The 11,910-nt window shown below is 58.7% G+C and carries 10 protein-coding genes and 1 pseudogene; 8 read left to right on the top strand and 3 right to left on the bottom strand.

What is annotated here, in order from left to right; translation table 11 throughout:
• Window positions 1–107 precede the first annotated feature (107 nt).
• The gene (locus NTW95_06310) at window positions 108–713 is read left to right on the top strand and encodes a DUF4230 domain-containing protein (protein MCX6557032.1); all 606 of its coding nucleotides are present in this window, start codon (window positions 108–110) and stop codon (window positions 711–713) included.
• Window positions 714–757: 44 nt separating this feature from the next.
• Here the strand turns inward: NTW95_06310 and NTW95_06305 are convergent, their stop codons facing one another.
• The 3 genes and pseudogenes from NTW95_06305 to NTW95_06295 form a co-directional block, all read right to left on the bottom strand.
• Window positions 758–1,855 carry a D-alanine--D-alanine ligase gene (locus NTW95_06305; GenBank protein MCX6557031.1) on the bottom strand — a complete coding sequence of 366 codons (1,098 nt, stop codon included), beginning with the start codon at window positions 1,853–1,855 and terminating at the stop codon, window positions 758–760.
• A gap of 119 nt (window positions 1,856–1,974) precedes the next feature.
• Window positions 1,975–2,727, bottom strand: a complete 753-nt coding sequence (locus NTW95_06300; protein ID MCX6557030.1) for a hypothetical protein — start codon at window positions 2,725–2,727, stop codon at window positions 1,975–1,977.
• Between the two features lie 415 nt (window positions 2,728–3,142).
• Window positions 3,143–4,071: pseudogene (locus tag NTW95_06295) on the bottom strand (nitronate monooxygenase).
• A 389-nt stretch (window positions 4,072–4,460) separates the two neighbouring features.
• On the opposite strand from NTW95_06295, the gene NTW95_06290 reads away from it, so the two are divergent.
• The 7 genes from NTW95_06290 to NTW95_06260 form a co-directional block, all read left to right on the top strand.
• Window positions 4,461–4,703 (top strand): hypothetical protein, encoded by a 243-nt coding sequence (locus NTW95_06290; GenBank protein ID MCX6557029.1) that lies wholly within the window; start codon window positions 4,461–4,463, stop codon window positions 4,701–4,703.
• Window positions 4,690–5,322 (top strand): hypothetical protein, encoded by a 633-nt coding sequence (locus NTW95_06285; protein MCX6557028.1) that lies wholly within the window; start codon window positions 4,690–4,692, stop codon window positions 5,320–5,322. The genes NTW95_06290 and NTW95_06285 overlap by 14 nt, the downstream gene beginning before the upstream one ends.
• 86 nt (window positions 5,323–5,408) lie before the next feature.
• Window positions 5,409–6,317, top strand: a complete 909-nt coding sequence (locus tag NTW95_06280) for a DUF4846 domain-containing protein (protein MCX6557027.1) — start codon at window positions 5,409–5,411, stop codon at window positions 6,315–6,317.
• A 126-nt stretch (window positions 6,318–6,443) separates the two neighbouring features.
• The gene (locus NTW95_06275) at window positions 6,444–7,376 is read left to right on the top strand and encodes a GGDEF domain-containing protein (protein ID MCX6557026.1); all 933 of its coding nucleotides are present in this window, start codon (window positions 6,444–6,446) and stop codon (window positions 7,374–7,376) included.
• 84 nt (window positions 7,377–7,460) lie between these two features.
• Window positions 7,461–8,963, top strand: coding sequence for an ABC transporter substrate-binding protein (locus tag NTW95_06270; GenBank protein ID MCX6557025.1), 1,503 nt, complete (start codon window positions 7,461–7,463; stop codon window positions 8,961–8,963).
• Window positions 8,960–10,495: an ABC transporter substrate-binding protein gene (locus tag NTW95_06265; GenBank protein ID MCX6557024.1), complete on the top strand. Its 1,536-nt coding sequence runs from the start codon at window positions 8,960–8,962 to the stop codon at window positions 10,493–10,495. The genes NTW95_06270 and NTW95_06265 overlap by 4 nt, the downstream gene beginning before the upstream one ends.
• A partial coding sequence (locus tag NTW95_06260; protein MCX6557023.1) for a HAMP domain-containing protein occupies window positions 10,492–11,910 on the top strand: 1,419 nt, incomplete at its 3' end. The genes NTW95_06265 and NTW95_06260, both read left to right, overlap by 4 nt.

Here is an 11,910-nt window from a genome sequence, read left to right as displayed (position 1 = left end):
ATCCTGCAGCGGGCGGCGCGCAACGCCCGGATCCTGCTCGAATCGTGGCTGAAGAAAATGGGCTTCCAGGCAGTGCATGTCGTTTTCAGGGGAAAAGGGGGGCGGCCATGAAAAGACTACTCGCCATCCTCCAGATCGTCCTGCTGCTTTTCATCGTCTTCATGCTCTACAACCCGCTGGCCAAGATCGGCCTACTGCCTTCATTGAGCAGTATTTTTCATATCCAGCAGTCGCGCATCGACGAAACCCCGGTCATCATCCAGCAGGTGAAGAATATCGCCCAGATGTTCACCCAGACTTTCTACGACGAAACCGTTTACGACACCGGCATCATCCGCACCCCGGTGCTCAGCGCCGACAAGCGGCTGATCTTCATCGCCAAGGGCGAGGTGATCTCCGGCTTCGACCTGTCGGAACTGAGCGAAAAATCGATCATCCGCCGCGACAAGTCGATCGTGGTCAAGCTGCCGCCGGCCCGAATACTGGAAGTGATCATCAACCCCAGCGGCTTCGAAACCTTCATCGAGGACGGGGAGATCAGCTTCGAGGAGAGCAAAAAATTCCACGAGGACGCCCGGCGCATCTTCGACCGCAACGCCAGGGAAAAGGGGATCCTGAAGAACAGCGCCGAGCAGGGACGGCAGATGCTGGAAAAATTCTTCCGCTTGCTGGGCTTCGAATCGGTAGACATCATCATCCCCGAGAGCGAGTAAACCAAAAGCGGCGCTATGCATCCCGGAACGCCAACCGTCGGCATTCAGCTTTTCAATTCCTGCAGATAGGTTTCCAGGTGTTTTCGCCGTTCGGCGATGGGGCGGCCGCTGGCGCTGCCGCGCTGCAGGGCGAATTCGACCAGGGCGAACAACACATCCTCATAGCTGAGTCCGGCGCGGGACGCCGAACGGATGAAGCCGGCATCGGGCGACAGGTCGGGATTGGGATTGACGTCGATGACATGGGGGATGTTCCTGGGGCTGAGGCGGAAATCGACCCGCGCGTAGTCGCGGCAATCCATGGCGTTGAACGCGGCCAGGGCCGTTTTTTCGATCAGCAGGCGCAGCGGCTCGTCCACCTCGGCCGGGCAGACCGGCGTCGTGCCCAGGCAGTAGGCGCTGTGCGGCGACCACTTGGCCTCATAGGTGACGATCTTGGGCAGATGGGCCGGCAGGTCGGCATAGGAAATCTCGGAGAGCGGCAGCACCCGGTCGCCGAGGATGGCGGCGCTGATCTCCCGCCCAGGCAGGCATTCCTCGATCAGCACATCCTGGCGGTAATTGTCGAATAAAAATTTCAGCTGCCGCTGCAGGCCGGCAAAATCACCGACCACCGAATCCTCGGAAATGCCGATGCTGGCATCCTCCTTGTTCAGCTTGAGGATAAGCGGGAATTTCAGCTTGAGCGCCCCTTCCTCGAGCTTGCCGTTGGGCCGCGCCAGCATGGATCTTGGGCTGCGCACGCCCAGCGACCTCAGGATCTGCTTGGTCTTGAGCTTGTTCAAGCAGTTGCCCAGGGTCAGCGCGCGGTTGCCGGTGAACTCGATGTCCAGGATCTCGAAGGCGCCGGCGATATGGCCCTCGAAATTGGTGTCGCCTTCCAGGGCCTCCACGAAATTGAGGATGATGTCCGGCGTCAGCTGCAGGATGCGCCGCAGCGCCTTGGCAAAATCGCGGCTGAAGGAGAGGGTCTCGACCTGGAGGAACTTTTGCTGCAGGATCTTCTGGATCTCGCTGACCTGGGGGGTCAAGCCGGGATCCGAGGAATCCTCGATTTCCGCGGCATTGGCGCTTTTTCCCGAATAATTATCGTAGATGCCGACTGGTTCGTTGTAGCAAATCAGTATTTTTTCTTGCCGCATGGATGCAGTGTAACAGTTTTTTAAAAAAATTTCAGCCGCTTTTCCGAAAAAAATAATTGCCGGCCATAGGCGTTACAAGGAAGCCGCCGCGTCACCCCAGCAAGCTGAACAGCGGATCACTAAAATGCGAACGCCAGCCCGGCGGCCAGGTAGTGGATCCAGGCGAAATTATACACCTCGTCGACATCGGCGCCGCCCTCGACGAAGCGGTAGCCGAAACGCAATTGCGTCCGCGGCGAAAGGCGCCAATTCAGGGCCAGCAGCACGTCCTCGGCCCGGCCCTGCTTGGCGGCGGCCGCGTCGGCCTCCAGCAGCACGCCGAGCCTGTCGCTCCATTCCCAGTCCAGGCGGAGATGGAGCAGCGGCACAAAGCCGACATTGGTCTTTGAGGCATTCAGCGCCGCGCCGGCCAGGGCGATCTCGGCATCGCGGATCTTGGCCGTGAAGCCGACATCCAGGCGCAGCCGCGCTTTGTCCACCAGCCGGTAGCGGTAGGTCAGGCGGTAGGAATTGAAGGTGTAGATGCCCTCCACCTCGGTCGCCTTGGGGAACAGAACGCCGGTAAACGACACGTCGGCCGGCAGGCGGCCCGCCGCCTTCAGGGTCAGCGGCGCATAGAGCAGCGACAGCTCGTGGCGGCGCGAAAGGGCATAGGAGACGCGCAGCCGGTAGTAGGGCTTGGCCGCGATGGCAAGGTCTTCGGAAAGGGAGAACAGCGTGCCGCCGGCATTGGGGATGCGCGCGTCGTTATAGCCCGAAAACACCGCCCCAGACTCGATTTCGGCCGTCCAGCGGCGGGCTGGCCCAGGCTCAGCGGCGGCAGCCGCGGCCTGGACAATGATCAATACTATCAAAAAGATTTTTATTTTCATGCCGACCTCCGGAATGGATATGACATTTTTAACAGTTTTTTTCAAGCCGCGCCATCCCGGAGGCATCCGGGGCAGCCGGCGCTAAAAACCTTTGCGTTTACAGCACCGGGGCCAGCACCAAATCGGTCTGGAACTGGCGCAGCAGCGCCTGCAACTCGGCCAGCTTTTCCGGGAAGCGCTCCTTGAAAAGGTTCAATTTTTTAAAGGCGCTTTCATACTCATCCTTGAGCATGTCGGACAGGTTGCGCACCCGGTGGTATTCTTCCATGATCGAATGGATCTTTCTTTCCCAGGCCCGGCCGTATTCGGCGCCGAGCTGGCAGAGCCGCTGCCGGGCCTGGCCGTAGTCGCGGCGCAAGCCGGCCAGCCGGTTCTCGATGGTCTGCAGATACTCATCCTTCAGCGTGACCAGGCTCTTGACCAGCGCGGCTTCGTACTCGTGCTTGAGCGAATCGAGCAACACCGGCACGGTGACGATCTGCTCGACCCGGTAGGCGTTGGCGCCGCAGAAGGCGAATCCCTGGTCCAACATTCCCTGGCGGGCGTTGTCCAGCGCGGCCGAGATGCAATAATCGGCGTGGCGGATGTCGCACTGGTCCAGGCAGCGCCAGGCGCAGCGGTTGACGTTGCGGATGCCGGCGGCGGCATTGTCCAGGAAACGGTTGCGGATGGCGCGGCCCGGAAGGCCAACCGGGCTTTTGATGATGACGATGTCCTCGGCGGCGCAGGCCATCCCTGGAATCTTTCCAAAGCGGCGATCACCTGGGGAACGAGAACTTCCAGGGCCTGGTCCGCGTCACGGAGCGTCTCGGCCTTGAAGCCGAGATGGCCCCCGGCCAGGGGTCCTTCGACCACCACGGCGTCGGGGACGTCGTTGTATGTTTTTTGCCAGTACTTGAAGATGAGCTCGGCGGCACGCCCGGAGGAGACGATGGGCACGACGAGCACATTGGCGGCGCGGATCCTGGCTATCGGGATGTTCTTGATCGGCAGACCGGCGCCCATGAAAAGGGCGTCGACCTTTTCCTCGATGGCCGTATCCAGGAGCTGCTGAAAATCGTTGGCCGCGACCATAATGTTGACGCCGATCAGCCCCTTGCTCATGGCCCGGGCCCGCCTGATCTCGCTGCGCAGGGCCCTGATATTGGCAGCCCGGCCGTCTGAGTAGTAGTCGGGTTCGATCATGCCGATGCCGTTGGCGGCAATGACCCCCATGCCCCCCTGCTCGGCGACGGCCGAAGCCAGGTTGGCGAGGGAAATTCCCACCCCCATGCCGCCCTGGATGATCGGCAGGGGCAGCGTGCGGTTGCCGATGATCATCTTCGGCATTCTAAAAAATATCATGCTCCTCCTGGCAAGCGCCGGTCCGGGAAATGGATTTTCCCTTTCTTTCCAATACCCGATGCTCTTTTATCATACCCCATACAAATGTGAATTGCAACCATAGTGGTATTTTTGCATCCAGTCGTCCCATCATGCCCTTTCCTGTCCCAAAATGGGACATCCGATGGCCCTGAAAATACTCTGCCGGCGAGGGTTCTTTTATGGAACAGCGGCGTGTGTTCCAAAATGAGACACTTTGGCACAGCGGCATTTCGGCTTTGGAACGCAAAAAACCTTGTCCACATTGACTTTCAGGATGTAAGCGTAATTGGCACCTGTTTTGCATAGCGATCAACGGCAGAAATCGCCCTTCACCCGGCAAGGCCGCTTCCTGCCAATGGAGTAAGGCAATGAAAGCCCGTACCCTCTATTACTGCCCCGCCGATGAAAATGAGCTTCTTTTCGAGGAGGTCTACGACGAAAAATGCCAATTTGACTACCAGCCGCCGCACGAATTGCCGGAGGTTTGCCCAAAGTGCGGCTGCCTGTTTTTCAAGAAAGACTGCATCACGGTGGAAGAACTTCTCAAAGTCGACCATCTGCCGAAGAAGGTCAATTATGAGCCCAAATTGAAAACAAATGAAAATTATTGAAAATTTCGCTGCTGAAATCCCGGATGATCCCGAGCAAGTGGATTTGCTGAAACAGGAAGCCAGTTTCTTCCTTAAAAAAACAGAGGGCCACTGGGTTGAAGTATTGTCCGAGCGAACCGACAAAATGCTATCCGCCGCCACCCTCGAAGAATTTTTCAGAAACCAGGAGCGCAGCGAGCAAGTCAGCCGGACCCTGCAATATTTGCTCGGCTTCCTGTCCCACATCCCCGATCCCAGAGACATCGCCGCCGTGCCGGTCAACCCGGCCGAACAGTTTCGCGAGTTCATCCGCTATCAGGTGGACTTGCTGCTGGAAAAGGACGTCAGAGGGGCCGTTTTCAGGGAAATCAACAACTTGGGCTCGCTCAACGACGGCAATGTCTGGGACTACCAGGAACAGATCTTCAGCAAGAACCGCGAGCTGCGCAAGCTGGTCGGCCAGGACAACGGCACCGTCGCCAAAACCATCGCCGCCTCGTGCCAGGCATTGGAAAAACTGTCCCTTTTCTGGCTCGAAATCAAGCGCGGCGATCTCCAGCGCACAAGGCGCAGCGACATCTACCTGTACAGACTTTCGCGCATCGTCAAGGACCGCTGCCAGCAAATGCAGGTAGGATAGTCAATGCCCGAAAAAAGGACCGACCTTTTTTTCTCCGCTGAAGCGGATGGAGTGGCAAAACGGAAAAAAGGCGCTATAATGAATGAATGGCCCCGAAGAATCGCTCCAGCACAAACAAGCGGCGGCCCCTCGCCCTGCTGACGGCCTTATGGTTCCTCGTCCTGGCGCCCTCTCCTGCCCCGGCCCGGTGCCCGCTTTCCGGGCCTCTGCCTGAAAACAGCTCCGACGCCTGGATCGATCCCGTTGGTTCGACCATTGAAAGCCGCTTCCGCGTACCGCCCGGATTTGCCCGCGTCCAGGTCGAGGCGGACTCCTTCGCCGCCTACCTGCGTCGGCTGCCTTTGAAGCCCCACCCGGCGCTGGTACGCCTTTACGACGGCCGGATAAAGACGAATGCCGACATCTACGACGCCGTGGTCGACCTGGCCATCGGCGACAAGGATCTCCAGCAATGCGCCGACGCCGTGATTCGCCTACGCGCCGAATACCTCTACCGGCAAGGGCGCTTTGGCGAAATTCACTTCAATTTCAGCAACGGCTTCCGCGCCGATTATTCCGAGTGGATGCGGGGGAAGCGGATCGTCGTCCAAGGAAACCGGGCGCACTGGACTCAAGCCCATGGCCCGGCCAACGCTTACCGCGACTTCTGGGCCTACCTGGAAGCCGTCTTCAGCTATGCCGGGACGCGCTCGCTCGCCGGGGAGCTCAAACCTGCGCGCCTGGCCGACCTGCAGATCGGCGATGTCTTCATCCAGGGAGGTTCTCCCGGCCACGCCGTCATCGTCGTCGACCTGGCCGTCGACAGTCAGGCCGGGGCGACGGTTTTTCTTCTGGCCCAAAGCTACATGCCGGCCCAGGAAATCCAGATCCTGCGCAATCCGGGCAGCGGCCGCCAGGGAAAAGGTCCCTGGTACGCCGTTGACTTCGGGGCTACGCTGGCGACGCCGGAATGGATCTTTTCCCGGGACGACCTGAAGCGGTTCGCGGAACCATAAGCTGGGTGGGCCCGGCGCACCGGGCCCCTGGCAGGCGGCCGCGGCGGGCCTGCTCCCGCTTATTGTTTTTTTTTGACAAAGATGTTAAGATAATTTATATGACAAAAGGATAGGTGCCAAGCAGAGATGATCGATTCGTGGGATAAAACAATCTGTGACCGCAAGTTCGACATCCTTCCCGACGGATTGCAGAAAATCGAGCACTCGATCATCCTGACCGTCATCGGCGGCAACGACATCGACTTCGGCAAGCACTTCCTGCTGGAAAAACTCACGACCCTTCTCGGCCGGGACGACGGCAACGAAATCGCCATCAGCGATGAAAAGGTCAGCAAGGTCCATTGCGAAATCTCCATCAGCAAAACCAGCCAGGACGTCGAACGGGTGACCATCAAGGACCTGGACTCGACCAACGGCACCTACGTCAACGGCGAACGGATTGAAGAGTCCCCGATTCACGGCGGCGACAAGATCCAGGTCGGCGACACCGTGCTGAGCTTGAGCTACAGCGACGAGCTCGAAAAAGAGTACCACGCCAAATTGTTCAATTACGCCGTACGCGACAGCCATACCGGCCTCTACAATCGCAGATTCATCATCAACGAACTGGAAAGCATCAGCCGCATCGCCCGGCGCAGCAACAGGGCCTACAGCATCATCATCATCGACATCGATGATTTCAAGCAGATCAACGATCACTACGGGCATCTGGCCGGCGACGAATACCTGAAGAGTTTTGCCGAGCTGCTGACGCAGACACTGCGCGGGCAGGACATCACCGGCAGGATCGGCGGCGAAGAATTCCTGGTCATCCTTCCCGAGACGACCATCGACGGCGCCTTTCAGCTGGCCATCCGCCTCAGGAAGAACGTCGAGGACTTCGCCCTGAATCATCTCCACTTCAAGATCAAGACCACCATCAGCGCCGGAGTTTGCCAATATGAAAACGCGATCCGCGACGTGAGCGAGCTGATCGACATTGCCGATCAAGCCCTGTATGAAGCCAAGCGCTCCGGGAAAAACAACGTGATGCAGGCGCTGCTCGCGGATAAGAAATAGGCCGTTTGCGTCATGTCGCGCCGTTGCGGTGGCGGTTGGCAATAAAAATTGAAAATAATAAAAAGATATTCTATAATCTTGACAATGAGAATTGTGGCCTTGATTTTGGCGATGGCGCTGGCGGGGAGTATTCCGGCCGCCGGCGAGGGGGCTTCCATCATCTACCTGCGTCCGGCCGACGCCATCAGCCTTAATCCCTGGCAAGTCGACGATTTTTACTCCACCGAAATTTTGGCCAACATCTTCGAAGGGTTGGTGCGCTTCAGAAAAAACACGACCGCGATCGAGCCCTGCCTGGCTACGTCGTGGAATGTAAGCGACGACGGCCGGCACTGGCGCTTCATCCTGCGCCGCGGCGTCACCTTCCACGACAACAGCCCCTTCGACGCCCGCGCCGTCCTCGACACCTTCCGCAGCCGGCTCGGGAAAAAGCAGATCCTTTACCAGCGCCTGAGTTTTCTCTTCTCCTTCATCACCGACATCCGCAGCGCTGACCCATTCAGCGTCGACATCAGCCTCGACCGCCCTTACGCCCCCTTTCTCATCGCCCTGGCCGATACCGCCGCCTTTATCCAGGCTCCAGCCGCCAGCCAGGCGTCCCCATATTTCCCGGTCGGCACCGGGCCGTTCCGCTTTTCCAGCTGGTCGAAGGGCAAATCGCTGATCCTGACCCGCAATCCGGACTACTGGGCGGGAGCGGGCAACTCCGAAAAGATCATCTTCAAGGTCATGCCCGACTCCCTGGGCCGGCTGCTGCAGATCAAGAACGGCAGCGCCGACATGACCGTCATTCAGTCGGCCAAGGAGTACGAGGAACTGTCGCTGCGTAATGAGATCGCCATTTTAAGAAACCCATCGATTTCCACCCGTTACCTGGGCTTCAACACCAGGAAAAAGCCTTTCGACCGCAGGGAGGTGCGGGCCGCCTTCCTACACATCATCAGCAAGGAAAGCATGATCAAGCAGATTTACCAGAAGCTGGCCGAACCGGCCTACTCGCCCCTGCCGCCGCCAATTTATCCCGCCGGCAATCCCGCCCCGTCACCAGACTTCGACCTGAAAGCCGCCCGCGCCCTGCTGAAAAAAGAAGGGCTGGAAAACGGCTTCGATTGCACGCTGTACTTCCCAGACGGCCAGGAGGGCATCCAGGAGATCGCCGACCTGCTGGCCATCTACGCCAAGAAAATAAAAATCAATATTAAGAAAATCAGGCTTCCCTTCACCGAGCTCGTGCGCATCGCCAACCGCGGCGAACACGACCTCCTGCTCATGGGCTGGACGACCGATCCTGATCCCGATTTTTTCCTTTACCCGTTGTTCACCTTTTCGCCCGGCAACCGCAACCGTTTCTTCTACGAAAACCCCGTGCTGACACGCCTGCTCGACCTGGGCAAGACCACCATGGATGCACGCCAGCGCAGCCAGATCTACGAGGAAGCGCTGGCTATCCTGAGCAAAGATGTACCTTGGGTCCCTCTGTGCTACCCGATCGACACCGTAGCCTGCAACAAGAAAATTAAAGGCCTCGGCTTCACTCCCCTCGGGCAGATCCTGTTCCGCGACGTTACCATGGAGTCTAATCAATGAAAATAAAAACAAGGGTTCTGGCCGCTCTGCTGCCGCTGATCGTTGTCATGACCGTTCCGCTGGCCGCCGAGCGCGTGGTGCGCTCGGGAAGCCTGCGGGAACCGGAGGGGATCGATCCCGCCCGCTCTTGGGACGACACATCGGCTTTCTACGTCTACAACATTTTCGACACCCTGGTGCGCTTCAACCCGCAGACAGCCAAGATCGAACCGTCGCTGGCCGTCAGCTGGGAAACCAGCCTAGACGGCCTGACCTGGACGTTCCAATTGCGCCGCGGCGTGCGCTTTCACGACGGCACCCCCCTGGACGCCGACGCCGTCGTCTTCACCTTTTTCAGGCAAATGGACCCGGCCAATCCGAACCGCCATCACGATTTTCCCCTGTTTGCCGACATATTCGCTTTTTTAAAAACGGTCAGGAAAATAGACGCGCAGCAAGTGGAATTCATCCTCAGCGAGCCGTTTTTCCCCTTCCTGGCCACGCTGACCGTCGAGTGCGCCGCCATTGTCTCCCCGAGCGCCGTCAAAAAGGCCGGGGCCGATTTCGCCCACCAGCCCGTGGGCTCAGGCCCCTTCCGGCTGGATTCCTGGCAAAGGAACAAACGCCTGGTGCTGGCGGCCAACACGGACTATTGGCAGGGCCGGCCCAAGATTGATCAATACATCGATACCATCGAACCCCGGGGCGAAGTATTGAACAACTCGTTCCAGCAGGGGACATTGGACATCCTCAACACCTACTCGATATCCAAAATGGTCAGCTATAAAAAACAGGACTGGGTCAGGATCACGGCCACGCCGTACCTGTCCGTGACCTTTCTCGTCATCAACGCCGCCAGGCCGCCGTTGCACCGCAAGGGGGTTCGCCAAGCCCTGGGCTGCGCCTGGGACCCGCGGGCGCTGAAACTGGTGTTCCAGGATTACGTGCTGCCCGTCCATACGCTGCTGCCCAAGGGACTGGTCGCCGATGAAGGCCAGGCGCCGGCCAGCCGATTTTCCCTGGACAAAGCCCGGGCCCTGCTGAAAAAAGAGGGCATCAGCGGCGAGATCCAGCTGGAAATGCTCCTGCAAAAGGACGACGGGCTGCTCTTTCAGCTGCTGTCCATGTATGCCAGAAACCTGAAACAGATCGGCATCCGCGTGAAACTCACTCGCCTGGACGTCCAGGCTCTGGCGGCGCGGATCGCCCGGGGCGAATACGATCTGGCCTACGCGGGCTGGGTCGCCGATTACCCCGACCCGGACAGCATGATATTCCCGTTGCTGTCGGCGCAGCTGCAGGCGCAGGGATTGGCCAACATCGCCGGCGCCAAGCGCCTTGATTTGGACAACCTCCTGAAGGCGGCCCGGTGCGAACGCGACGCGAAAAAACGTGAATCCCTGTATTGCGACATCAACCGCACCATCATTGCCGACGGGCTGGTCATTCCCATGTACCAGGACAAGCGGGTCATCATCTTCAACCAGAGGATCGGCCGCGTGCAGCCCAATCCGCTGGGGAAGGTCTTCCTCTTCGATCTGTCGCCGCAATGAAGATCAAAGCCAAGCTTCTCCTCTCGCTGATTTTCATCGCCGTCCTTTCCATGGTCATCTCCCTGAATTTTTCGATCATCTCCATCTCCCGCCGCTACGAAAGGATGGCCCGGGAGGAGATCGCCGCCGCCAAAAAACTGACGCAAAGCGTGTTTCTGGAAAACCTGAGCGACCTGGTGCGCAAGGCGCTGTTCCTGTCGGAATTGAAGGAGATCAGCGAAAATACGGACCGGCCGGACGATCTGGCCATGGCCCTGGAATTCAAGAATTTCTTCTTCCCCAACATCAACATCAAGGTGCTTGATCCGGCGGGGAAGATCGTCGTCAGCCATGACAATTCGTCGGAAAGCTACATTGGCGAGGAAAACCTGGATCGGATCACCTTCTTGAACAAGAAGCGGGACCCGCTGATCCGCGAGGCCGGGATTTTTCTGGTCAACAAAAACCTGTGCATGGCCGCCGTGTCGCCGATCATCGACCAGGAAACCCTCGGGCTCAAGGGATCGCTGCTGCTGGAAATCCCCTTCAACTTGGAATTCACCGATCAGCTCAAGGAAAAATCGCGGACCGACATCATGGTCTACGCCCTGGAGCGTCCGGTCACCTCCACTCTGGTGGACAGCAACGGCGAGATGATTTTCCCGCGCCTGGGCGCGGCCAACCCGGAAGACATGGTCCGCTTCCGGCCGGGGAGCGACCGCTACCTGCTGGACTCCTTCGCCGTGGACGACTACCAGAAGAAAAAAGTGGGGAAAATCCTGGTCGCGGTCAACGTTGAAAAGATCATGGTAGCCAAGCAGGTCGGCATCACCAGCCTGGTCACCTCGTCGCTGCTGATCGCCTTTTTCGTAATCCTGACCAGCATCCTGCTGGGCCGAAGGCTCACCGCCCCCATCGTCAAGCTCGCCCATGGCGCCGAAGCCATCGCCGCGGGAAATTACGACATCCGCATGACGCTCGAGTCCAAGGACGAGATCGGCGAACTGGCGAATGTCTTCAATAGAATGTCGGATTCGCTGAAGATCCAGCGCAACGAGATCCGCGAGCTGCAGCAGTTCTTTGAAAAAATCGTCGAGTATTCCCCTTCGGCGATCGTCATCGGCAACGAGAGCGCCGAGGTCATCACCATGAACCCGGCGGCTGAAAAAATGTTGGCCCAGCCGCTGGACCAGTTCAAGGACAAGCAACTGTTCGAACGCCTGCCGATGCTGCACACGCTGAAGGAGGACTACTTCAAGGTCCTGCTGAGCGGCAAGCCCTGTTTTTACGACAATTTTTCGGTGATCCACGCCGATGGCGGCGAGAAGGTCCTGCGCCTGACCATGTACAAGATCCAGCTGCCCGGCGCCCCGGCCCTGGTCTTGCAGATGGAAGATATCAGCGAAAAATTCGAGCTGGAGGAAAAGCTGTTGCAC

This window comes from Candidatus Aminicenantes bacterium (assembly GCA_026393795.1).
GTDB lineage: Bacteria > Acidobacteriota > Aminicenantia > UBA2199 > UBA2199 > UBA2199.
Note: the sequence above shows the minus strand (reverse complement) of the source record. Positions and strands in the feature narration are given on the sequence as shown.